Below are 23,566 nucleotides of genomic sequence, written 5' to 3' on the forward strand. Positions count from 1 at the left end.
CTGTTAAGGAATTTTTCTGCTAGTGTCGAGCTCATCAACTCGGCTCGATGATGTCGGACAGGAAAACTCAGATAATGGATGTGCGATCCCCTTTGGCCAGCCTTGGCCTGTGTGCGGCGTTGCTGATGGGCAGCGGTTGTTCCCCAAGCGATGAACACAAGCAAGCCAGTCTCGAAGAGAAAACCGCCAAGTTCGAACAATCCCTGGACGCCATCCAGGACCCCAAGCTCAAGGACGCCGTGTCCGAGCTTGGAGGCTCGCTGCTGTTGCTGGAACGGGCACGGGCCAAGCTCGCCACCAAGCCCATCGAGGCCGAGTACAGCGAAGACGCCCTGGCGCTGCTCAAGCATTACCCTACGCCGCAGGCCCTGGTCGATACCTACATCAATGGCCTGTTTGTCCTGCGCAAGGCGTCCCATTCGGACTACCTGACGGACCTGCAGCCGATCTTCCCGTTCAACTTCAACATGCCCGACCAGTTCCCCTTCCCACACGGCCTGGAATGGCAGTCGGTGACCCTGAGCAACAACAAGGTCATCCCGTTCCAGCCGGAATGGTCGGAAACCGACCCGGGCATCCAGTTGAGCCCCACCAGTTCCAACCTGACCAACCCCGATGACCTGACGGTGACCTACCCGTTCGTCGAAGGCGTCGAGACGGAGAACAAAAGCCAGCCGCAGCCCGTCACCCTCAAGGGCAAGGTGGAAGTGATTGCCCCGCGTAAAGTCTTCACCTTCGACTTGTCGAAAAAGGACGTGGGCCGCAAGCGCACCGAAGAAAACGTCACCGTCACCCTGCTGGCCCTGGAAAAGAACTACGCCGAGATCGAACTGACCAACAGCGCCCCGCTGGCGCCGGAAGTCGCGGACGAATCGCCGAACCCGTTGCTGGTGCAGGCTCGTGACACCACCGGGCAATTTCTCTCGCGCTCGGGCTCGATCAACGAAAACGCCGCGCAACTGGCGTTCTACGAGAAGCAACTGGCCGAAATGCAGAAGCAGAAGGGCTGGTCCGACGCCTTCGAGAAACAGCTGGAAGACGAGCAGAAAGCCTTCGAGCTCAAGCAGAACAGCCACTACACCAAGGTGTACTTCAATGGCCTGATCGACAATGTGCAAGTCAGCGTGCTCGACTTTTCCCAGGCCACGGTGACCCGCAAGGACCTGGACCTGCCCGTACGGCGCTTCGACAAGAACAGCCTGGAAAAAACCGTACAGCCGTTGCCGATGCCCGTCACCGTGTATGACGACCAGGCCGCGGATTGGCTCAAGGGCGCCACCCTGTCCGAAGACCAACTGAAGAAAAGCGTCACCATCAACCAGTCGGTGGATGACGCCAGTGCGGCGCACGTTGAGTTCGATCACCCCTACACCTTCAACGACGACCTGCTGGGCGAGGACCGCGGCGGCGGCGATGCCCCGGTGACGTTCCTCACCGCCAACGACGAAGGCAAGCTTGGCGAGCCGATCGAACTGCCCGCTGAAGCCTACGAGGTCGACCCGGGGCGCGGCACCATCACCTATGACCTGAACCTGTTCCCTGAAAACCCGGGGTTTGCCGTCGGATCGATGCCGCTGTTCCTGGCGACCATCGAGAAAGGCAGCCTCACTGCCGGGCAACTGCCCAAGGGCCTGGAGCTGAAGGACAACGCGCTGATTGTCGACCAGAAGCTGTTCCCCTCTGACAGCTGGCGGTTCTTTGCCAAGGACGCCAGCGGCAACTACCTGAAGGAAATTCTCGGCGTCAGCCACCGCGCCGAGGAATACGGCACGGCGCTGTTCGACGTGCATTACTTCTACGGCCAGCCGACGACATTGGAAACCTACCAGCGCACCGGCCTGGACACGGTGCAGTATGGGTTTGAGGTGAAGCTGGACAAACCCGAGGCGGCCCCTGCCCCCAAGCCATAGCCCCTCTCCCGCCCCCGTAGCAGCTGTCGAGCGCCAGCTGCTACGGGGGGAGTGCGGTCAGCGGATATCGCTTAGCACCGTCTGCCGCCCACCGTTGAGTTGTCGCAAGTGCGCCTGCAGGTGCAGGCACCAGATCTGCGGGTCGTCAGCCAGCTCGTACCCGTGCAGGGTCAGGCTTTCAACAATCGAATCGAGGATGGTTTGTGCCACGAAAGGTCCGTGGAACGGGCCTTGGGACTTGATGGTGGAGGGTTGTTCGCCGGTCATTCCGGCGGCAAACAACAAGGTCCACATCCCGGTATCCCCCGCGAGAGGGCGAATGGAACATTCGATACGGGTGACCAGGCCCAGGCACTGGCGGGTGAGGCAGAGGTTGCGCGACATGGCGGCGACCCTCGGTAGATCCGGTATTCAGCCTCGCAGGGCAAGACTGTTTCTATCCAGCGACTCCTGTGGCTATCCCTTGAGCTGAGAATAGAAGAAACCCGGTACAAACCAAGGCTGGGGGACCAACGGACGACTGCCGTCACGACGGCGTCAAAAATATGCCGAAGGGACCTGGAACCAGGCCCCTTCGGCATTGATTACACCGGCTTGGTCTCAGCCAGTGCTTCCTGCGCCAACTCCTTCTCGGCTTCCTTCAGGTCATCTTCACTGATCATCTCGGCGATTGCCCGCAGACGCTCCACCACCCGCGCATTGACGCTGCCTTCGGGGAATTGCCCCTCTTCGTCGGGCGAACCCGCAGGCTCACCCACCAGCAGGCTCAAGGCCTCGTCGGCCTGACGCACGGCATAGACGTGGAATTGCCCCTGCCGCACGGCCTGCAACACCTTCTCATCGAGCATCAGTGTCGCGACGTTGGCCTGGGGAATGATCGCCCCCTGCTCGCCGGTCAGCCCGCGGGCCTCGCAAAGACGGAAGAAACCTTCGATCTTCTCGTTGACCCCGCCGACCGCCTGCACCTCACCAAACTGGTTGATCGAGCCGGTGATGGCAAAGCACTGCTTGAGCGGCGTCTTCGACAGGGCCGAGATCAAGGTGCAGGCTTCGCCCAGGGACGCGCTGTCGCCGTCGACATAGCCGTAGGACTGCTCAAGGGCGATACTCGCCGAGATCGCCAACGGGAATTCCTGGGCATAACGGCTGCCCAGGTAACCGGTGAGGATCATCACGCCCTTGGAGTGAATCGGCTGGCCGAGGTTAACTTCACGCTCGATATCGACGATGCCGCTGCCGCCCGGGTACACCGTGGCAGAAATCCGCGCCGGCACACCGAACGCGGAGTCACCCACCTCCAGCACCGTCAGCCCGTTGCACTTGCCCACCGCCGCGCCGGCGGTGTCGATCAGGATCACCCCGGCGAGCATGTCGTCGAGAATCCGCGCCGACACCCGCCCGGTGCGCGTGGCCTTGGCCTTGAGTGCGCGCTCGATGTGCCCGGAGTCGGTGCGCTCATCACCGGCCAGGTGACGAATGAAGTCCGCCTCGCTGACGAGCTGGAACAAGTCACCGATACGCGCCGACAAGCGGCCCTGGTTCTCCGCCAACCGCGCGCTGTAGGTCGCCAGCCGCGCCACCGCATCGGAGGTCAACGGCGCCATGCCTTCTTCCGAGGTGCGGGTTTTCAGCAACTGGGCGAACTGCTCCAGGCTTTCATCCACCATCGGGATGTCTTCGTCAAAATCCACCAGTACCCGGAACATCTCCTGGAAGTCCGGATCCGCGTCCTGCAACGCGTAGTACAACTGGCGGGAGCCGATGATGATCACCTTGAGTTGCAACGGGATCACTTGCGGGTTGAGGGTCACCGTGGCCAGGCGGCCCAGTTCGCCCAGCGGTGATTCCATCTTCAGCTTGCGCGATTGCAAGGCACGCTTGAGGGCATCCCATACGAACGGCTCGCTGAGCATCTTTTCGGCTTCAAGGATCAGGAAACCACCGTTGGCACGGTGCAGCGCACCCGGACGCAATTGGCGATAGGTGGTGTAGAGCGCGCCCTGGTCGGTGCTGTATTCAATACGACCGAACAGGTTGTCGTAGGTCGGATGCGGCTCGAAGACCACCGGGGCGCCACCGTTGATCGGATGCCCCACCACCAGGCTCGGGCAGTACTGTTCTTCCAGCAACTTGCGGGCCTGGGCGTCGGTTTTCGCGTCGTCCACCAACTGCTCGACCACGGTTTTCAGCAGGTAGACCTGCATCGCCTGCAAGTAGCCGCAGACGGCCGCGTTCTCCGCATATTTTTCGGACAACGGCGCCAGCAGTGGCTGCAAGGCCAGCGTGATGGTTTCTTCGTTGAACTGGCGCATCTGGTTATTGGACTCGCGCTTCCACTGGGGCAGGCTGGCGAGTTCTTCGTTGAGGCGTTCTTCCAGTTCGGAAATATCGGTGTGGAAACGCTCGCGGTCGGCTTCGGGCAACTGCGAGAACTCGGCCTCGTCCAGGGCCTTGCCGTCGAGCATCGGGGTAAACGCAATGTTGGTGCTGTCACGGTACAGCGCCACGTCTTTTTCCAGGGCCAGGCGCTCGATGACGTCCAGGGCACGGTCGTAACGCTGGTTGAAGGCACGGTCGATGGCGCTTTTGCGCTGTTGATACGTCGGGTGTTCAAACACCGCCGGGAAGGTCGCGACCAGGTTGTCGATCAGGCCGTTGATATCGGAGATGAACGCGGCAGCACCACCCGCAGGCAGTTCCAGCGCGCGGGGTTCGCGAGGCTCATCGAAATTATTGACGTAGACCCAGTCGGCCGGGGTCTGCAGGCGCTTGCCTTCGGCCTTGAGGTAGCGTTTGACGAACGAAAAGCGCCCGGTACCGGGCTCGCCCATCACAAATACGTTGTAACCGGGGCGTGGCATGGCCACACCAAACTGCAAGGCTTCGACCGCACGTTCCTGGCCAAGCACACCGCGAAAGGGCTCCAAATCATTGGTGGTCGAGAAGCTGAACTGTTCAGCGGAAAAAGGACGAGTCAGCGCTTCGGGCGCTAGACGCAAGCTGGCAGCAACAGGATCAGGCATCGGGCTTCCTTACATCAGGCGGGGCAGATGACGGCATTCTGGCGCCGGGTTGGGCCGGCTGGCAAGGACGGCTTGGGGAAAGCATAGACCCGTGTTCGGGGCTGTAAAAAAACCGAGTGTTTCCGGCTTGTTTCATAAAAAGTCACGGAACCCTTGGATCATGCCTAAACTCCAACCTGCTGCGGGTTGGACTAATAACCGACCCCTAGGGTGCTGTCAGGCACCTGAACCCTTGTCCATTGGTTTGCACACAAAGAGAACAAAGCTATGAAACGGATCCTTCTCGGTACTCTCTTCACCGTCGTCTCCCTCAATGCAATGGCAGAAGCGCCAGGTGGCCCGAACTGCGGTTGGGGCAACATGTTGTTCGAAGGCCAACGCGGCACTCCGGCTCACTTCCTGGCCTCCACCACCAACGGTACCTCGGGTAACGCCACGTTCGGCATGACCTCGGGCACCAACGGCTGCAGCACCAACAGCGCACTGACCTACGGTGGCAAATCGTGGATTGCCATGAATGGCATGATGAACGAGCTGTCCGAAGACATGGCCAAGGGTAACGGCGAAGCGCTGACTACCTACGCTGTAGTACTGGGCGTTGCTCCTGAAGATCGCGAGCACTTTGCCGCTGTGACTCACGAGCACTTCCAGCAAATCTTCAGCAAGGCTGACGTAACCGCTGATGACGTGCACAACAACACCCTGGCTGTACTGAAAAGCGACACCCGTCTGGCGAAATACGCTACCCAGGCTTAAGCTCGACCCGCCCGTGCCTTTCGAGGCACGGGTTTTTATTATTTTTGGACCTGCCTCCCCTTTGGGTCTTTTTATCTCGACTTAAGTTGCCCACATGCTCAAACGCCTTGCCTACCTGGCACTCTTCGCCTGCGCCCCGCTGTATGCGGCGCCGCACCTTGATGATCAACGTTTGCAGCAACTGGCCAACGACCCGTTCTGGCTTTCGCTGGGGCACTACGAATCCGGCAAGTTCAAAGGCTGGCGCAGCTATGTCAGCGACAAGAAATTCTTCCTCGCTCCCGATGGCGCCCACCATCCGGACCAGGAGCTGAAGGCCACTGTCGAGGCGCTGTATGCCCCGGCCAGCCTCGGCGAAAAGCACGCCCAATGCGTTTACCCGGCACGTACACGCTGGCTCAAGGACCAGTTGCACCTGAGCGACTTGCCGCCGCTGGACTGCAAGGAGTTCAAGCAATGGTTCAAGGACGTCGCCCCCCACAGCGCGGTGATGATCTTCCCGGCGGCCTACCTCAACAGCCCGTCATCAATGTTCGGCCATACCCTGCTGCGCATCGACCAGGCTGACGTGCAGAGCAACAACACCGCCCTGCTCAGCTACGCGATCAACTTCGGTGCCTATATCGAAGGCTCGGACAACAGCATCCTCTACGCCTGGAAGGGCCTGATGGGCGGCTACCCGGGCCTGTTCGCGCTGGTGCCCTACCAGGAAAAACTCTCGGAATACCGTAGCCTGGAGAACCGCGACCTGTGGGAATACCGCCTGAACCTGACCCAGGTCGAGACCGAGCGCATGGTCGAGCACGTGTGGGAACTCAAGCAGATCCAGTTCGACTACTTCTTCTTCGACGAAAACTGCTCCTATCGCCTGCTGGAACTGCTGCAAGTGGCCCGCCCAAGCCTGCGGTTGACCGAACAATTCCCGCTGACCGCGATCCCTACCGACACGGTAAAAGCCGTGAAAGAAGCCGGCCTGGTGGAGAAAATCGATTACCGCCCTTCCCGTGAACGGGAGCTGCTGGAACGCGCCAAGCCGCTGGACAGCGACGAGCAGCAATGGGTGCTGAAGATCAGCGACGACCAGAAACAACTGCAGGACCCGGCGTTCAAGGCCATCGCCAAAGACCGCCAGGCCCTGATCATCGACGCCGCCTACCGCCTTGGCCGCTACCGCGCCAACGGCCTGGAGCGCGACACCGAACGCTCCCAGCGCAGCTTCGAACTGCTGCGGGCGATCAACCAGAACCCGGCGCCGGACCTGAAGATCGAACGCCCCGGCCTGCCCGAAGACGGCCACGAATCCCGCACCTGGCAAGCCGGCATCGGCACCCGGGGCGACAAGGCTTTCGGCGAATACGGCCTGCGCATGGCCTACCACGACCTGAACGACAACGCCGAAGGCTTTCCCTTGGGCGCGCAGATTGAAATCCTGCAAATGAAACTGCGCCAGTACGAAGGCAACCATTGGCAATTGCAGCAACTGGATCTGGCAACCATCCGCTCACTGACCCCACGCAACGAGCTGCTGCAGCCGTGGTCGTGGCAAGTCACCGGCGGCCTGGAGCGCGTACCGGGCAAGCATGACGACGAGACACTCGTCAGCCACGTCAACGGTGGCGCGGGCGGCACCTGGCAACTGCGCGACGACATGCTTGGCTTCGCCCTCGGCACGGTGCGCGTGGAGCACAACAGCGACTTCGGTGAAGCCATCTCCCCGGCTGCCGGGTTCAATACAGGTGTGTTGTGGCGCAACCCGCTGGGCAACCTGAGCCTGGAAGCCAAGGGTGACTTCTTCACCAATGGCGAGGTGCGGCGCAGTATCAGCCTGAATCAACAGTGGGAATTGTCGCGCAACCTGGGGCTGAGACTGAGTGCGCAGCGGGAATACAGCCACCTCGCGACACCGGTGAACGAAGTGATGCTGGAAGTGAAGTGGTATCACTATTAATCCCTGAGCCGTAGATCGTTCCCACGCTCCGCGTGGGAATGCATCCTGTGACGCTCTGCGTCACGACCTTTAAAAGCGGACGCAGAGCGTCCAGAGCGGCATGCCCACGCAGAGCGTGGGAACGATCTCTAATTAGTCCATAAGGAGCTTGCTCCCGCGGGGCTGCGCAGCAGCCCCAAAACCAGACACCTCACCCTCTCTGGAATATCTCAATACCCTGAACAGGGGCCGCTTCGCGCCCCAGCGGGAGCAAGCTCCCTCGCCACAGGGGACGCGTGATCGCCCGAAGCAGCAGCGTCACACGGATTTCTCACATCCGTTTCACATACCCCGAACGAATCCACTCCTACACTTCCCCCATCAGCCGTTCAACGGCCAGGGAGCAAGCGATGTGGCGGTACGCTGTAGTGCTGGGCCTGTTGGCCCTGCTGTCGGGTTGCCAATCAATCCATGAGGATTTGCTGGCCAAGGGTTATCCACCCGCCTTCGCCGATGGCTATGACGACGGTTGCAGCAGCGGCCGCCAGGCTGCCGGGGTGATCACCGGGGAATTTCGCAAGAACGTCCCGCGCTACCTGAAAGACCGCACCTACGCCGAAGGCTGGGATGATGGCTTTCGCCAATGCAAGGCCATGCGCGAGAACGAAGACCTGAACGACTACAAGAATCGCCACTGGGACGACCGCGAACGCGCCTGGCAACAGGAAAAAGACCGCGACGCTGCCAGGGCCTTTCGCTCGCAATAGGTCGCTTCCAGACATCCAGCGAAACTTAACCCCTGCGACCATGGCCCAAACTCCATAGCAGGAGAACGTCATGAGTCGAGCTTTCGTCAACGAAGACAGCGCCGCTGCCCAGGCCAGCCAACCGGTGGAACGCCAGGTCAGCGCGCAACCCAATCACCTCACTGCCCGCGGACTTGCACAATTGCAGGCCAGGGTCGCGCAGTTGCAGCATGAGCACAGCGAAGAATCCGCCAAGGGCGAGCAGGCCGATAAACAGCGCCAGGCCGACCTTGAGCGGGATTTGCGTTACTTCAACCAGCGCCTGCAAAGCGCACAGGTGGTGGCGCCGGCAACCTCCACCGACAAGGTGCAAATCGGCAGCTGGGTGACCTTTGCCAACGAACAGGACGAAGAGCAGCGCATTCAGTTAGTGGGCGAAGACCAGGCCGACGCCACGGTGGGCCTGATCAACTGGGGTTCGCCACTGGGCCGCGCTCTGCTGGGCGCACAGGTGGGCGACGAGGTGCTGTGGAAGCGCCCCGTCGGTGATCAGTTGATCGAAATCCTGCGCATCGAACCCGAGGGTTAAACGATGCCCTGGGCCAGCATTGCATCCGCAACCTTCACGAAGCCTGCAATGTTGGCGCCCTTCACGTAGTTGACCCGGCCGTTCTCTTCGCCGTAGTGCACGCACGCATGGTGGATCGACTGCATGATGTTGTGCAGCTTGCTGTCCACTTCACCGGCGGTCCACAGCAGGCGCATGGCGTTCTGCGACATCTCCAGCCCGCTCACCGCCACCCCGCCGGCATTGGACGCCTTGCCCGGCGCGAACAGGATGCCGGCCTCGATAAAGATATCCACCGCCTCCAGGGTGGTCGGCATGTTGGCGCCTTCGGCCACGCAGACGCAGCCATTGCGCAACAGGGTGCGCGCCGCTTCGGCGTCCAGTTCATTCTGGGTGGCGCAGGGCAACGCGATGTCGCAGGCCAGTTCCCATGGTGCTTTGCCGGCGCGGAATTCCAGGCCGAAACGCGATGCCAGTTCGCTGATGCGGCCGCGCTGTACGTTTTTCAGTTCAAGCAGTGCCGACCATTGTTCTTCGGTCAAACCGCTTTCGCAGTACAGAGTGCCTTCGGAGTCGGACAAGGAAATCACCTTGCCGCCCAGGTCCATGACCTTGCGCGCCGCGTACTGGGCGACGTTGCCGGAGCCGGAGATGGCCACGCGCTTGCCTTCGACCCGCTCGCCGTTGCGCTTGAGCATTTCTTCAGCGAAGTACACGCAGCCAAAACCGGTGGCCTCCGGGCGAATCAGGCTGCCGCCGTAGCTCATGCCCTTGCCGGTCAGCACCGAGGTGAACTGGTTGCTCAGGCGCTTGTACTGGCCGAACAGGAAGCCGATCTCCCGGGCGCCCACGCCAATATCACCGGCGGGCACGTCCACGTCCGAGCCGATATGGCGATACAGCTCGCTCATGAACGCCTGGCAGAAACGCATCACCTCGGCGTCGCTCTTACCCTTGGGATCGAAGTCCGAGCCGCCCTTGCCGCCGCCCATGGGCAGCGAGGTCAGGGAGTTCTTGAAGGTTTGTTCGAAGGCGAGAAATTTCAGCACGCCCAGGTTCACCGACGGGTGGAAGCGCAGGCCACCTTTATAAGGGCCGATGGCGCTGTTCATCTGGATCCGGAACCCGCGGTTGACCCGTACTTTGCCCTGGTCATCTTCCCACGACACCCGGAACACAATCGCACGCTCCGGCTCGCAGATGCGCTCCAGGATGCCCGAGTTCAGGTAGTGGGGATTGGCTTCAAGAAACGGCCACAAACTGCGCAGGACTTCTTCCACGGCCTGGTGGAATTCCGGCTGGTCGGGGTCGCGTTTCTTGAGGCGGGCAAGGAAGGATTCAACGGATTCGATCATGAAAAGTCTCGGCAAATTTATTGTCGTTAAAGGAGATTTGTCCCGGACTTTATCAATTCATGTCGCACCGCGACAGGGCAAAATGTCGCTTTTGTGAATTTAAATGGTGCATTAGATATAAATACAGGCGTTTTTTGCACCTTAATGAGGATTTCAATCCAGACCTTGCACCAACAGTTAATCCGCTATTGCAGGCAAGCCAGCTCCCACATTTGGTCCAGTACATCCATGACAATGCGGTCAACTGTGGGAGCTGGCTTGCCTGCGATGCAGACGACGCGGTGCACATGAAAACACGCAAAAAAAAGCGGAACCCGAAGGCTCCGCTTGTTCAAACCACCAACCCGGATCAGGCCAGCTTCTTGTGCCGTACACGATGCGGCTGGGCAGCAGCTTCGCCGAGGCGTTTCTTGCGATCGGCTTCGTATTCGGTGTAGTTGCCTTCGAAGAACACCGCCTGGGAGTCGTCTTCGTACGCCAGGATGTGAGTGGCCACGCGGTCAAGGAACCACCGATCGTGAGAGATCACAATGGCGGCGCCCGGGAAGTCCAGCAGGGCTTCTTCCAGGGAACGCAGGGTTTCAACGTCGAGGTCGTTTGACGGTTCGTCGAGCAGCAATACGTTGCCGCCCTCTTTCAGGGTCAGGGCCAGGTGCAAGCGACCACGCTCACCACCGGACAGGTCCTTGACGAACTTCTGCTGGTCGCCGCCCTTGAAGTTGAAACGACCCACGTAGGTGCGCGACGGGATTTCATAGTTGCCGATGCGGATCTGGTCGGAACCGTCGGAAATCTGCTGGAACACCGTCTTGCTGCCGTCGAGGTCGTCGCGGCTCTGGTCAACGCAGGCCAGCTGCACGGTTTCGCCGACTTCGATGGTGCCCGAGTCCGGTTGTTCCTTGCCCATCAGCATGCGGAACAGCGTGGATTTACCCGCACCGTTACCGCCGATCACGCCAACGATGGCGCCTTTTGGCATGGAGAACGACAGGTTGTCGATCAACACGCGGTCGCCGTAGCCCTTGCAGACGTTCTTGAACTCGATGACCTTGTCACCCAGGCGCGGACCGGCCGGGATGTAGATTTCGTTGGTCTCGGAACGCTTCTGGAATTCCTGGGACTGCATCTCTTCGAAACGCGCCAGACGGGCCTTGGATTTCGACTGACGCGCCTTGGCGCCTTTACGCACCCATTCCAGCTCGTCTTTCATGGCCTTTTCATGGGCCGACTGTTGCTTGGATTCGGCGGCCAGACGGTCGGACTTGGCTTCCAGCCAACCGGAGTAGTTGCCCTCGTAAGGGATACCGGCGCCACGGTCGAGCTCGAGGATCCAGCCAGCAACGTTGTCCAGGAAGTACCGGTCGTGCGTGATCGCAACCACGGTGCCCGGGAAGTCGTGCAGGAAATGCTCCAGCCAGGCGACGGAATCGGCGTCCAGGTGGTTGGTCGGTTCGTCGAGCAGCAGCATGTCGGGGGCCGACAGCAGCAGGCGGCACAGGGCCACACGACGCTTTTCACCACCGGACAGGTGTTCAACCTTGGCGTCCCACGCCGGCAGGCGCAGCGCGTCGGCGGCGACTTCCAGCTGGCGGTCCAGGTTGTGACCGTCGGCGGCTTGCAGGATGGCTTCGAGCTTGGCCTGTTCTGCCGCCAGTTTGTCAAAGTCGGCGTCTTCTTCAGCGTAGGCCGCGTAGACCTCGTCCAGGCGGGCCTGGGCGTTCTTGATCACGCTGACCGCTTCCTCGACCACTTCACGCACGGTCTTGGTCGGGTCCAGGATAGGTTCCTGTGGCAGGTAGCCGATGTTCAGGTCGGGCATCGGGCGGGCTTCGCCGTCGAACTCGGTGTCGACGCCGGCCATGATTTTCAACAGGGTGGATTTACCCGAACCGTTGAGGCCGAGCACGCCGATCTTGGCGCCCGGGAAGAAGGACAGAGAAATGTTTTTCAGGATTTCCCGCTTCGGCGGAACAACTTTTCCCAGCCGATGCATGGTGAAGACGTATTGAGCCATGGTGAACCTAGCGTCAGTGACTGATGAATTAAGCGGGCGAAACCCGTGCCAGGCCATGCGCCGCGCGGGCCGTTGATGTCTATCAATGCCTGCGTGCGGTAGATGCCTGATTGTCTGGGGCTGGAACGCCCTCGCGTAACCGGCAAAGCTACCTGAATGCGGGTGGGCAGTCCAGCCAGGCGGGGCTGGCACTTTGCCACAGCACAAGGCATGCTAGCCGCCCTCCGGGCGTCCGGCTTATAGTGCACGTCGCGCGCCAGTCCAGCCAAACCGCAGGATCACAGTTTGTCCAACGTAACGCCGCCAACTCCCCTGCGCGCCGCTCATATAGCGCCGGGAGCGCCCCTGCACGGAACCCTGAAGGGCGCATTGGCGACGCTGGTCCTGTTGCTGCTCGCGTTATTGTTCTGGCAACTGCTGGACCAGTTGCAGCAAAACCAGAAAAACCAGCAGCAATACACCATCGACTACAGCGCCGACCTGGCCGAACAGATCAGCCTGAACATGGCCCTCAGTGCGCAGATCGCGCTGAACCTGCTGCCGATCGTCGAACCGCCGCGGGACGCCGAACAGCAACAAATCCTGATGCGCACCTTGCAACGCTCCTTGCCGGAGTTGCGCAGCGTCGCCCTGCTCGCCCCCAGCGGCGCGATGATCAGTGACAGCGCCAGCGACAGCCAGGACAGCGCCTGGCTCGAAGAACTGGTCAAGCGCAGCCACGCCCAGTCCTATTACCTGAGCAACAACAACGACGGCACCGTCATCTACCTGCTGCTACACCAGCCCAGCGGCGGCACCAAGATGTACTGGGCCTTGCGCCTGGCCCCCAATTACCTGGCCAACCTGACCCGCCAGGATGGCCAGGGCCAGCGCCCGATGTGGGTCATCGAAAACCGCCTGAACCACCGGGTGGTCAGCCGTGACAGCGGGATGCCGGCCCAATGGGCCACCGCGTTGACCCCGGACGAGTTGAACAAAAGTGTACTGGTCACGCCCCTGAGCAAGAGCGACTGGCAACTGCGCGGCCTGTTCGACCGCGCCGCCGTGCTGGAGCAACTGCTGCCGGCCTTTATCGGCAAATGCCTGCTGGGCCTGGCCTTCTCGCTGATCCCGGTGATCGTGCTGCTGAACATGCGCCGCCGCCAGCGCCAGGTGCACGAGGGGCGCCGCCGCTACCAGGATATTTTCGAAGGCACCGGCGTGGCGCTGTGCGTGCTCGACCTGTCGGGCCTGCGCGCGTTCTTCGATAGAGCCCGGCTGCAAACCCGCGAGCAGTTGCAACAGTTGCTGCAAGACAACCCGGAACAGCGCCAGCAACTGCTCAAGGAACTGCGCATCACCGAGGTCAACCAGGTGGCGGTGCGCCTTCTGAATGTCGCTTCTTGCGAGCAAGCCTGGGAGCGCCTGATCGACGCCTGTCCGTCGAGCCCGACCGCCATCGGCAACCAGGTGATCGACGCGGTGCTGACCCAGCAGAAGCAGCTTGAACTGGAAATCCAGCTCAGCGATATCGAAGGCAACGACCAATACCTGTGGCTGGTGATGCGCCTGCCGGAACAACAGGACGACTTCAAGGCCGTGATCCTGAGCATCAGCGACATCACCAGCCGCAAGCTGATCGAGTTGTCACTGGTGGAGCGCGAGAGTTTCTGGTCGGACGTGGTGCGCACCGTGCCCGATCACCTGTATGTGCAGGACGTGATCAGCCAGCGGATGATTTTCAGCAACCACCACCTGGGCCACACCCTGGGCTACAACAAGCCCGAGCTGCAGCAAATGGGCGAGTACTTCTGGGAGATCCTGCTGCACCCCGAAGACGCCGAGCGCTACCACGACCTGCGCCTGCAACAGCGCCAGGCCGGCTACCTGAGCCAGTTGCAGTGCCAGTTGCGCTTTCGCCACCGCAACAACCAATGGCGGCGCTTCGACATCCGCGAACAGGCCCTGGCCCGTGACAAGACTGACCAGGTGACGCGCATCATCGGCGTGGCCAAGGACATCACCGACCAGATCGAAGCCAGTGAATCCCTGCGTGACAGCGAACAGCGCTACCGCATGCTGGCGGAAAGCATCAGCGATGTCATCTTCTCCACCGACAGCAAGCTGGCCCTCAACTACGTCAGCCCTTCGGTGAACGCGGTGCTGGGCTATGACGTCGACTGGATCTTCGAAAACGGCTGGCAATCGACCATCGCCAACCCGCAGCAACTGACCGGTATCTACTCCCTGGTGGAGCAAGTCAGCCGCGCCCTGGACCAACCCGAATCCCTCGCGGCCTTGCGCAACGACGTGCAGACCCAACTGTTCCTGTTCGACTGCCTGCGGGCCGACGGGCGCAAGATTCCCATCGAACTGCGCCTGGTGCTGGTGTGGGACGAACACGGCGCGTTCGAGGGCATCCTTGGCGTGGGTCGCGATATCAGCCAGCAGCGCCGTGCGGAAAAAGACCTGCGCATGGCGGCCACGGTATTCGAACACTCCACCTCGGCGATCCTGATCACCGACCCGGCCGGCTACATCGTGCAGGCCAACGAGGCGTTCAGCCGGGTCAGCGGTTATGCGGTGGCGGACGTGCTCGACCAGTTGCCGAACATGCTCACCGTCGACGAACAGCAGGAAGCCCACCTGCGCTACGTGCTCAAGCAATTGCACCAGCACAGCACCTGGGAAGGCGAAGTGTGGCTCAAGCGCCGCAACGGCGAGCATTACCCGGCCTGGGTCGGAATTACTGCCGTGTTCGATGACGAAGGCGACCTGGCCAGCTACGTGTGCTTCTTCAGCGACATCAGCGAACGCAAGGCCAGCGAGCAGCGCATCCACCGCCTGGCCTACTACGACGCCCTGACCCACCTGCCCAACCGCACGCTGTTCCAGGACCGCCTGCACACCGCGCTGCAATCGGCGGAACGGCAGAAGTCGTGGGTGGTGCTGATGTTCCTCGACCTCGACCGCTTCAAGCCGATCAACGACTCCCTGGGCCACGCCGCCGGCGACCGCATGCTCAAGGAAATGGCCACCCGCCTGCTGGGCTGCGTCGCCGAAGACGACACCGTGGCACGCATGGGCGGCGACGAATTCACCTTGCTGCTGCAACCGCGGGTCAACCGTGAGATGGCGCTGAACCGGGCGATTCACGTGGCCGAGCAGATTCTGGCCAGCCTGGTGAAGCCGTTTGTGCTGGAGGGCCGCGAGTTCTTCGTCACCGCCAGTATCGGCATCGCCCTGAGCCCGCAGGACGGCAATGAACTCAGCCAGTTGATGAAAAACGCCGACACGGCGATGTACCACGCCAAGGAGCGGGGCAAGAACAACTTCCAGTTCTACCAGGCCGACATGAACGCCAGCGCCCTGGAACGCCTGGAGCTGGAAAGCGACCTGCGCCACGCCCTGGAACAGAACGAATTCGTGCTGTATTACCAGCCGCAGTTCAGCGGCGACGGCAAACGTTTGACCGGCGCCGAAGCCCTGCTGCGCTGGCGCCATCCCCGCCGCGGGCTGGTGCCGCCGGGGGACTTCATCCCGGTGCTGGAGGAGTTGGGGCTGGTGGTGGACGTGGGTGACTGGGTGATCAGCGAAGCCTGCCGCCAACTCAAGACCTGGCACCAGAACAAGGTGCGGGTGCCCAAGGTCTCGGTCAACATCTCGGCCCGGCAGTTCTCCGACGGGCAACTGGGCGAGCGCATCGCCACCATCCTCAAGGACACCGGCCTGCCGCCGGCGTGCCTGGAGCTGGAGCTGACCGAAAGTATCCTGATGCGCGAGGTCAACGAAGCGATGCAGATCCTCGCCAGCCTGAAAAACCTCGGCCTGAGCATCGCGGTAGATGACTTCGGCACCGGTTATTCATCGTTGAACTACCTCAAGCAGTTCCCCATCGACGTGCTGAAGATCGACCGCACCTTTGTCGACGGCCTGCCGTCGGGTGAGCAGGATGCGCAGATTGCCCGGGCGATTATCGCCATGGCCCACAGCCTGAACCTGGCGGTGATCGCCGAGGGTGTGGAAACCCATGAGCAGCTGGACTTCCTGCGGGAGCACGGTTGCGATGAGGTGCAGGGCTACCTGTTCGGGCGACCGATGCCGGCGAACCGGTTTGAGGCGCAGTTCAGCAATGATGCGCTGTTCATGTTCGATTGAAATCCTCAGGTGATGCGGATGGCCTCATCGCGGGCAAGCCCGCTCCCACATTCGACCGTATTCCACCTGAAGGAACCCGATTGAATGTGGGAGCGGGCTTGCTCGCGAAGGGGCCCGAACAAACACCACCTATCCCCAGATGAGTCCCGCTTGTCCGCGACATGATGTCCTTTCATATGCCATCTAAAACCCATTGGGTTAGAATGCGCTTCTTTTCTGCCCCCGATCCTTGAGGACCGCCATGTTCAGCCGTGATTTGACTATTGCCAAGTACGACGCCGATCTCTTTGCCGCCATGGAGCAAGAAGCTCAGCGCCAGGAAGAGCACATTGAGCTGATCGCTTCGGAAAACTACACCAGCCCCGCCGTGATGGAGGCTCAAGGTTCGGTTCTGACCAACAAGTACGCCGAAGGCTATCCGGGCAAGCGCTACTACGGCGGTTGCGAGTTCGTCGACATCGTTGAGCAACTGGCCATCGACCGCGCCAAGGAACTGTTCGGCGCCGATTACGCCAACGTCCAGCCACACGCCGGCTCCCAAGCCAACAGCGCCGTGTACCTGGCCCTGCTGCAAGCGGGCGACACCATCCTGGGCATGAGCCTGGCCCACGGCGGTCACCTGACCCACGGCGCCAGCGTTTCCTCCTCCGGCAAGCTGTACAACGCCGTTCAGTACGGCATCGACGGCAACGGCCTGATCGACTACGACGAAGTCGAGCGCCTGGCCGTTGAGCACAAGCCAAAAATGATCGTGGCCGGTTTCTCTGCCTACTCGCAGATCCTGGATTTCCCACGCTTCCGCGAAATCGCTGACAAGGTCGGCGCCTACCTGTTCGTCGACATGGCCCACGTGGCCGGTCTGGTCGCCGCTGGCGTCTACCCGAACCCGGTTCCGTTCGCTGACGTCGTGACCACCACCACCCACAAGACCCTGCGCGGTCCACGTGGCGGCCTGATCCTGGCTCGCGCCAACGCCGAGATCGAGAAGAAGCTGAACTCCGCCGTATTCCCAGGCGGCCAGGGTGGCCCGCTGGAGCACGTGATCGCCGCCAAAGCGATCTGCTTCAAGGAAGCGCTGCAGCCTGAGTTCAAGACCTACCAGCAGCAAGTGGTGAAAAACGCCAAGGCCATGGCCGGCGTGTTCATCGAGCGTGGTTTTGACGTGGTGTCCGGCGGTACTGAGAACCACCTGTTCCTGCTGTCGCTGATCAAGCAGGACATCTCCGGTAAAGACGCTGACGCCGCTCTGGGCAAAGCCTTCATCACCGTGAACAAGAACTCGGTGCCGAACGACCCACGTTCGCCGTTCGTCACCTCCGGCCTGCGCTTCGGCACCCCGGCTGTGACCACTCGTGGCTTCAAGGAAGCAGAGTGCAAGGAACTGGCTGGCTGGATCTGCGACATCCTGGCTGACCTGAACAACGAAGCAGTGATTGACGCTGTGCGTGAGAAGGTCAAGGCCATCTGCAAGAAGCTGCCGGTATACGGCGCTTGATTGCAGTTGCTTGAATGAAAAGCCCGGCTCTTGAGCCGGGCTTTTTTATGCCTGAAAACGCTGCTTTCTCAATTTGAAATGACATCAAATGTGGGAGCGGGCTTGCTCGCGAAAGCGCTGTGTCAGTTGATGCATGGGCTGACTGATACACCGCTTTCGCGAACAAGCCCGCTCCCACATTTTGACTGCGTTTCAAGTCAGGATTGGTAAACCCGCGCAAAGCCTTCGCGAATCTTCTCTTCCGGCAACTCGTCAGCAATAAACACAATCACACTTTCCCGCGTCTCGCCTTCGGCCCATTCGGTATCCCAGTCGAACCCGTAGAGCTTCAGCACGCCCTGGAACACCATGCGCCGGTCTTCCCCGGCAATGTTCAGCACGCCTTTGTAGCGCAGCAATTGCTTGCCGTGGTCTTCCAGCAGCTCGTTCATGAACTCGCTGAGTTTGTCGATATCCAGCGGCTGGTCAGTGCGCAACACCAGGCTGGAAATACGATCGATGGACGGCGCCTGGCTCACCGGGCGCAAGCTCATGCCGGCGTTGAGGTTGAAGCCGCGCACATCCAGCAGTTCGGCGAGGTCGATCTTGCCGTGTTCCACCACACGAATCGGCGCCCGGCGGTTGATACGAGTCAGGCGCTCGCTGAGGGCGTCGAAGGTGGCATCGTCCACCAGGTCGCGCTTGCTCACCAGCAGGCGGTCGGCAAACCCGATCTGCGCCTGGGCGATGGTCTGGGTCAGGTGGTGCTCGGCGTGGGCCGCGTCCACCAGGGTGATGATGCCGTCGAGGATGTAGCGCTCGCGCAGTTCTTCATCGATGAAAAAGGTCTGGGCCACGGGGGCCGGGTCGGCCAGGCCGGTGCACTCGATCACCAGGCGGTCGAACGCGATCTCGCCGCTGTCCAGGCGCTCCAGCAACAGGTACAGGGCCTTGGTCAGGTCAGTGTGGATGGTGCAGCACACGCAGCCATTGGACAGGGTCATGACTTGCACCGGCTCGCTGCCCAGCAATTGGGTGTCGATACCGGCGTCGCTGAATTCATTTTCGATCACGGCGATTTTCAAGCCGTGCTCGGCCTTGAGCAGGTGACGCAACAAGGTGGTCTTGCCAGCGCCGAGGAAGCCGCTGAGGACGGTGACGGGAATGGGAGAGGACAAAGAATTCTCCTTGAAGAAACACAAAACAAATGTGGGAGCGGGCTTGCTCGCGAAGGCGGCGTGTCAGTCAGCACATGCATCACTGAAAGACCGCCTTCGCGAGCAAGCCCGCTCCCACAAGGGATCACCGCAGCCCGAACTACCGGGCTAGCAGCACTTGGGCCCACCCTTGCCGCCGTAACGGGCCTCCTGGCGTTCCCGGAAGAACGCCTTATAGTCCATCATCGGTTTGTCCGGGTGTTTGGTTTGCATATGCTCGACGTAGGTGTCGTAGTCGGGCATGCCGACCATCAGGCGCGCGGCCTGACCGAGGTATTTACCGAGGCGACTGATGTCATTGAACATGATTGCAATCCTCTATCAAGCGTCCGGGATGGCCTGGTATGGCGCTTCTTTATCCGTACGTTCCTTTTTGCCCCAGGCAGCAATGCCAACCTTGAGCGCATAGAACAGGATGCTGAAGACCACGAACAGGAACAGCGCCGTCAGCGTTGCGTTGGTGTAGGCGTTCCAGATCACGTGTTGCATCTGGTCGATGCTCTTGGCCGGTGCGAGGATCTGGCCGCCGGCCAGGGCATCGCTGTATTTCTTGGCCAGCGACAGGAAGCCGATCGCCGGGTTGGCGTCGAACAGCTTGATGAAGCCTGCGGTCACGGTGCAGATCAGCAGCCATACGGCTGGCAGCATGGTCACCCAGATGTAGCGCTGGCGTTTCATTTTGATCAGCACAACCGTGGCGAGCATCAGCGCGATACCGGCCAGCATCTGGTTGGAGATACCGAACAGCGGCCACAAGGTGTTGATGCCGCCCAGTGGGTCGATCACGCCCTGGTACAGCAGGTAACCCCACATCGCCACGCAACCTGCGGTGGCGATCAGGTTGGCCGTCCAGGACTCGGTACGCTTGAGCGCCGGCACGAAGGAGCCGAGCAAATCCTGCAGCATGAAGCGACCGGCACGGGTACCGGCGTCGACTGCGGTCAGGATGAACAGCGCTTCGAACAGGATCGCAAAGTGGTACCAGAACGCCATGGTGTTTTCACCCGGCAGGACGCTGTGCAGGATCTGCGCGATACCGACCGCCAGGGTTGGCGCACCGCCGGCACGGGCCAGGATGGTGGACTCACCAATGTCATGGGCCACCGCCTGCAACGCTTCCGGGGTAATTGCAAAACCCCAGCTGCTGACGGTTTGCGCCACAGCCACCACGTCACCGCCGACAATCGCGGCCGGGCTGTTCATGGCGAAGTACACCCCTGGCTCGATCACCGAAGCGGCAACCATCGCCATGATGGCCACGAACGACTCCATCAACATGCCTCCGTAGCCGATGTAACGGGCGTGCCCTTCACTGGCCAGCAACTTGGGCGTGGTGCCCGAGGAGATCAGTGCGTGGAAACCCGAGACCGCGCCACAGGCGATGGTGATGAACAGGAACGGGAACAGGCCGCCCTTCCACACCGGGCCGGTGCCATCGATGAACTGGGTCAGCGCCGGCATTTTCAGGTCGGGCATGGTCACCAGGATGCCAATCGCCAGGGCGATGATGGTGCCGATTTTCAGGAACGTAGACAGGTAGTCCCGTGGTGCGAGGATCAGCCACACCGGCAACACGGCAGCCACGAAGCCATAACCCACCAGCATCCAGGTGATCTGGATGCCGGTGAAGCTGAAGGCCTTGGCCCACACCGGGTCAGCGGCAATCTGCCCGCCCAGCCAGATCGAACCCAGCAGCAACAGCACGCCGACAATCGAGATTTCACCGATGCGGCCCGGGCGGATGTAGCGCATGTAGATGCCCATGAACATCGCGATCGGGATGGTTGCCATCACCGTGAAGATGCCCCACGGGCTTTCGGCCAGGGCCTTGACCACGATCAGCGCCAGCACCGCGAGGATGATGATCATGATCAGGAAGCAGCCGAACAGCGCGATGGTCCCGGGCACACGGCCCATTTCTTCGCGGACCATGTCCCCCAGGGAACGGCCGTTGCGACGAGTGGACAGGAACAGGACCATGAAGTCCTGCACCGCCCCGGCCAGCACCACGCCGGCGATCAGCCACAACGTGCCGGGCAGGTAGCCCATCTGCGCCGCCAGTACCGGGCCGACCAAAGGCCCTGCGCCGGCGATTGCCGCGAAGTGGTGACCAAAAAGGATGTGTTTGTTGGTCGGCACATAGTCCAGACCGTCGTTGTTCAGCACAGCGGGGGTAGCCCGCAGTGGATCGAGCTGCATCACATGGTTAGCGATGAACAGACTGTAGTAACGGTAAGCAACCAGATAAATGGCCACTGCTGCGACCACGATCCACAAGGCGTTGATCGCCTCGCCGCGGCGCAAGGCCACTACGCCCAGGGCGCACGCTCCTACGATTGCCAGCAGCAGCCAGGGTAGATGGCGTAGCAGGCTATTATTATTTTTCATTTTTATATTCCAGCCAGGGTGGACAGAAAGACAGCCATCCCGAGTTTAGCGCTACTGGCCTTAAAGGCCACCCCCCTACGTTGGTCTAGAGCCTTGCCGGGGCAAAAAAAGCAGAAAAAACCGCCCCATGATGGCGCACGGCTACAATTCCTTTATCCACAGAGGGTTTCACCATGAGCGAACAGCCTTCAGACCGACGCCGTTTCCGACGCATTGCCTTCGATGCCAGGACCGAGCTCACGCAAGACGGCCATGTCTGGTCGGTGCAATTGGTAGATTTGTCGCTCAAGGGCTTGCTGGTGCAACGGCCACAAGACTGGCACGGCCACCGCTACGAATCATTCGACGTGGACATTCATCTGGACGCCGAGACCAACGTAAAGATGCAGGTGCGGCTGACCCACGACGATCATGGGCAGCTCGGCTTTGTGTGCGAGCACATCGACCTCGACTCCATCAGCCACCTGCGGCGGATAATCGAGCTGAACCTCGGTGATCAGGCAGAGCTGGAGCGGGAATTCGCCGCCTTGCTGGAGACCTGAACATGTGGGAGCTGGCTTGCCTGCGATGGCGGTGTGTCAGTTTGCATATCAATCAGCTGATACACCGCCATCGCGGGCAAGCCCGGCTCCTACAGGGGTGATGGGTGGCTGGCGACTATTCGAACAGGGCATCCAGCGCCTGCTCCAGGCGCGTTACCCCAATCACTTGCAGCCCCGGTGGCATTTCTTTCGGCGCATTGCCCTTGGGCACGATGGCCCGCTTGAAGCCATGCTTGGCCGCTTCCTTCAGGCGCTCCTGGCCGCTGGGCACCGGGCGCACTTCACCCGACAGGCCCACTTCGCCAAACACCAGCAAATCATGGGGCAACGGCCGGTTGCGCAGGCTGGACATCACCGCCGCCATCAACGCCAGGTCAGACGCGGTTTCCAGCACCTTGACCCCGCCCACCACGTTGAGGAATACATCCTGGTCATGGGTGGGAATGCCGCCGTGGCGGTGCAATACCGCCAGCAACATCGCCAGCCGGTTCTGGTCCAGGCCCAGGGTGACACGACGCGGGTTGGCCAAGTGGCTGTCGTCCACCAGCGCCTGGACTTCCACCAGCATCGGTCGGGTCCCTTCCCACGTTGCCATCACCACACTGCCTGGGACTTCTTCCTGGGCGCGGGTAAGAAAAATCGCTGACGGGTTGGAGACCTCTTTCAAGCCCCGGTCAGTCATGGCGAACACACCCAGCTCGTTGACCGCGCCAAAACGGTTCTTCACCGCCCGCAGCAAACGCAACCGCCCGTCGGACTCGCCTTCGAAATACAGCACGGTGTCGACCATGTGTTCCAGCACTCGTGGGCCGGCCAGCGCGCCTTCTTTCGTCACGTGGCCCACCAGGAAAATCGCCGTACCGCTCTGTTTTGCATAGCGCACCAGCAGCGCGGCACTTTCCCGCACCTGGGACACGCCACCCGGTGCCGATTGCAGTTGCTCGGTGAAAATCGTCTGGATCGAGTCGATCACCATCACCTTGGGCTTTTCCAGGCGCGCGGTGGCGATGATGCTTTCGATGCAGGTTTCGGTCATCACCCGCAGTTGGTCCTGAGGCAAGCCCAGGCGGCGCGCACGCATGGCCACCTGCTGCTGGGATTCTTCGCCGGTGACATACAACGCCGGCATGCGGCTGGCGATGCTGCACAGGGTTTGCAGCAGGATCGTGGATTTACCGATGCCCGGGTCACCGCCGATCAGTACCACCGAACCATCCACCAGGCCGCCGCCCAGCACCCGGTCCAGTTCACCGGAAGCGGTGGAGAAACGCGGGATTTCTTCGACGCTGACTTCGGCCAGGGTCTTGATCTGGGTTTGTTGCCCGGTCCAGCCGGAACGGCCACTGGGGGCCACGGCGCCGCCGCTCTCGATCATGGTTTCGGTCAGGGTGTTCCACGCACCGCATTCCGTGCACTGGCCGGCCCACTTGGGAAAGGTCGCGCCGCACTCCGTGCAGCCATACATGCGCTTGGCCTTTGCCATTTGAGAACCTCCAACCGAAAAACCGC

The 23,566-nt window shown here is 61.2% G+C and carries 16 protein-coding genes; 8 read left to right on the top strand and 8 right to left on the bottom strand.

Annotated elements, in window-relative coordinates; genetic code table 11:
* Positions 1-74: 74 nt before the first annotated feature.
* Positions 75-1,910 carry a hypothetical protein gene (locus HX801_RS07905; protein ID WP_177021858.1) on the top strand — a complete coding sequence of 612 codons (1,836 nt, stop codon included), beginning with the start codon at positions 75-77 and terminating at the stop codon, positions 1,908-1,910.
* A 57-nt stretch (positions 1,911-1,967) separates the two neighbouring features.
* Here HX801_RS07905 and HX801_RS07910 read toward each other — a convergent pair whose 3' ends face one another.
* On the bottom strand, positions 1,968-2,294 hold the full coding sequence (locus HX801_RS07910) for a hypothetical protein (RefSeq protein ID WP_003215849.1): 327 nt from the start codon (positions 2,292-2,294) through the stop codon (positions 1,968-1,970).
* Positions 2,295-2,494: 200 nt separating this feature from the next.
* Positions 2,495-4,933: a Lon protease family protein gene (locus HX801_RS07915; protein WP_003215847.1), complete on the bottom strand. Its 2,439-nt coding sequence runs from the start codon at positions 4,931-4,933 to the stop codon at positions 2,495-2,497.
* A 267-nt stretch (positions 4,934-5,200) separates the two neighbouring features.
* Here HX801_RS07915 and HX801_RS07920 point away from each other — a divergent pair, with 267 nt between their 5' ends.
* The 4 genes from HX801_RS07920 (at position 5,201) to HX801_RS07935 (ending at position 8,951) form a co-directional block, all read left to right on the top strand.
* Positions 5,201-5,689: a DUF3015 domain-containing protein gene (locus HX801_RS07920; RefSeq protein WP_003215845.1), complete on the top strand. Its 489-nt coding sequence runs from the start codon at positions 5,201-5,203 to the stop codon at positions 5,687-5,689.
* Between the two features lie 94 nt (positions 5,690-5,783).
* Positions 5,784-7,637, top strand: a complete 1,854-nt coding sequence (locus HX801_RS07925) for a DUF4105 domain-containing protein (protein WP_177021859.1) — start codon at positions 5,784-5,786, stop codon at positions 7,635-7,637.
* A 389-nt stretch (positions 7,638-8,026) separates the two neighbouring features.
* Positions 8,027-8,383 carry a hypothetical protein gene (locus tag HX801_RS07930; RefSeq protein ID WP_177021860.1) on the top strand — a complete coding sequence of 119 codons (357 nt, stop codon included), beginning with the start codon at positions 8,027-8,029 and terminating at the stop codon, positions 8,381-8,383.
* Between the two features lie 70 nt (positions 8,384-8,453).
* Positions 8,454-8,951 (top strand): GreA/GreB family elongation factor, encoded by a 498-nt coding sequence (locus HX801_RS07935; protein WP_177021861.1) that lies wholly within the window; start codon positions 8,454-8,456, stop codon positions 8,949-8,951.
* Here HX801_RS07935 and gdhA read toward each other — a convergent pair.
* The gene (gene gdhA, locus HX801_RS07940; RefSeq protein WP_003215835.1) at positions 8,948-10,285 is read right to left on the bottom strand and encodes an NADP-specific glutamate dehydrogenase; all 1,338 of its coding nucleotides are present in this window, start codon (positions 10,283-10,285) and stop codon (positions 8,948-8,950) included. The genes HX801_RS07935 and gdhA overlap by 4 nt on opposite strands.
* Positions 10,286-10,634: 349 nt before the next feature.
* The gene (ettA, locus tag HX801_RS07945; protein ID WP_003215833.1) at positions 10,635-12,299 is read right to left on the bottom strand and encodes an energy-dependent translational throttle protein EttA; all 1,665 of its coding nucleotides are present in this window, start codon (positions 12,297-12,299) and stop codon (positions 10,635-10,637) included.
* A 285-nt stretch (positions 12,300-12,584) separates the two neighbouring features.
* Between ettA and HX801_RS07950 the strand changes: the two genes are divergently transcribed.
* Complete coding sequence (locus HX801_RS07950; RefSeq protein ID WP_023659180.1) at positions 12,585-16,436, top strand: bifunctional diguanylate cyclase/phosphodiesterase; 3,852 nt, start codon at positions 12,585-12,587, stop codon at positions 16,434-16,436.
* A gap of 241 nt (positions 16,437-16,677) precedes the next feature.
* A complete protein-coding gene (glyA, locus tag HX801_RS07955) occupies positions 16,678-17,931 on the top strand; it encodes a serine hydroxymethyltransferase (protein WP_008432824.1) in 1,254 nt (417 codons plus the stop codon).
* 197 nt (positions 17,932-18,128) lie between these two features.
* Here glyA and yjiA read toward each other — a convergent pair whose 3' ends face one another.
* From yjiA to HX801_RS07970, 3 genes are all read right to left on the bottom strand, one after another.
* Positions 18,129-19,088 carry a GTPase gene (gene yjiA, locus HX801_RS07960; RefSeq protein WP_177021862.1) on the bottom strand — a complete coding sequence of 320 codons (960 nt, stop codon included), beginning with the start codon at positions 19,086-19,088 and terminating at the stop codon, positions 18,129-18,131.
* A 147-nt stretch (positions 19,089-19,235) separates the two neighbouring features.
* On the bottom strand, positions 19,236-19,433 hold the full coding sequence (locus HX801_RS07965; protein ID WP_003176208.1) for a YbdD/YjiX family protein: 198 nt from the start codon (positions 19,431-19,433) through the stop codon (positions 19,236-19,238).
* A 15-nt stretch (positions 19,434-19,448) separates the two neighbouring features.
* Positions 19,449-21,515 (bottom strand): carbon starvation CstA family protein, encoded by a 2,067-nt coding sequence (locus tag HX801_RS07970; RefSeq protein ID WP_003215826.1) that lies wholly within the window; start codon positions 21,513-21,515, stop codon positions 19,449-19,451.
* A gap of 173 nt (positions 21,516-21,688) precedes the next feature.
* Here HX801_RS07970 and HX801_RS07975 point away from each other — a divergent pair, with 173 nt between their 5' ends.
* Positions 21,689-22,057, top strand: a complete 369-nt coding sequence (locus HX801_RS07975) for a PilZ domain-containing protein (protein ID WP_076014031.1) — start codon at positions 21,689-21,691, stop codon at positions 22,055-22,057.
* A 115-nt stretch (positions 22,058-22,172) separates the two neighbouring features.
* Here HX801_RS07975 and radA read toward each other — a convergent pair whose 3' ends face one another.
* On the bottom strand, positions 22,173-23,540 hold the full coding sequence (radA, locus tag HX801_RS07980) for a DNA repair protein RadA (protein WP_003215821.1): 1,368 nt from the start codon (positions 23,538-23,540) through the stop codon (positions 22,173-22,175).
* Positions 23,541-23,566: the final 26 nt, after the last annotated feature.

This window comes from Pseudomonas sp. G1002 (assembly GCF_013385455.1).
Lineage (GTDB): Bacteria > Pseudomonadota > Gammaproteobacteria > Pseudomonadales > Pseudomonadaceae > Aquipseudomonas.

Bases quoted from the DNA above. Each gene is read 5' to 3' on its own strand.
- HX801_RS07905 (WP_177021858.1), top strand. From the start codon at position 75: ATGGATGTGCGATCCCCTTTGGCCAGCCTTGGCCTGTGTGCGGCGTTG.
- HX801_RS07910 (WP_003215849.1), bottom strand. From the start codon at position 2,294: ATGTCGCGCAACCTCTGCCTCACCCGCCAGTGCCTGGGCCTGGTCACC.
- HX801_RS07925 (WP_177021859.1), top strand. From the start codon at position 5,784: ATGCTCAAACGCCTTGCCTACCTGGCACTCTTCGCCTGCGCCCCGCTG.
- HX801_RS07970 (WP_003215826.1), bottom strand. From the start codon at position 21,515: ATGAAAAATAATAATAGCCTGCTACGCCATCTACCCTGGCTGCTGCTG.
- HX801_RS07920 (WP_003215845.1), top strand. From the start codon at position 5,201: ATGAAACGGATCCTTCTCGGTACTCTCTTCACCGTCGTCTCCCTCAAT.
- radA (WP_003215821.1), bottom strand. From the start codon at position 23,540: ATGGCAAAGGCCAAGCGCATGTATGGCTGCACGGAGTGCGGCGCGACC.
- HX801_RS07965 (WP_003176208.1), bottom strand. From the start codon at position 19,433: ATGTTCAATGACATCAGTCGCCTCGGTAAATACCTCGGTCAGGCCGCG.
- HX801_RS07975 (WP_076014031.1), top strand. From the start codon at position 21,689: ATGAGCGAACAGCCTTCAGACCGACGCCGTTTCCGACGCATTGCCTTC.
- glyA (WP_008432824.1), top strand. From the start codon at position 16,678: ATGTTCAGCCGTGATTTGACTATTGCCAAGTACGACGCCGATCTCTTT.
- HX801_RS07915 (WP_003215847.1), bottom strand. From the start codon at position 4,933: ATGCCTGATCCTGTTGCTGCCAGCTTGCGTCTAGCGCCCGAAGCGCTG.
- ettA (WP_003215833.1), bottom strand. From the start codon at position 12,299: ATGGCTCAATACGTCTTCACCATGCATCGGCTGGGAAAAGTTGTTCCG.
- gdhA (WP_003215835.1), bottom strand. From the start codon at position 10,285: ATGATCGAATCCGTTGAATCCTTCCTTGCCCGCCTCAAGAAACGCGAC.
- HX801_RS07930 (WP_177021860.1), top strand. From the start codon at position 8,027: ATGTGGCGGTACGCTGTAGTGCTGGGCCTGTTGGCCCTGCTGTCGGGT.
- HX801_RS07935 (WP_177021861.1), top strand. From the start codon at position 8,454: ATGAGTCGAGCTTTCGTCAACGAAGACAGCGCCGCTGCCCAGGCCAGC.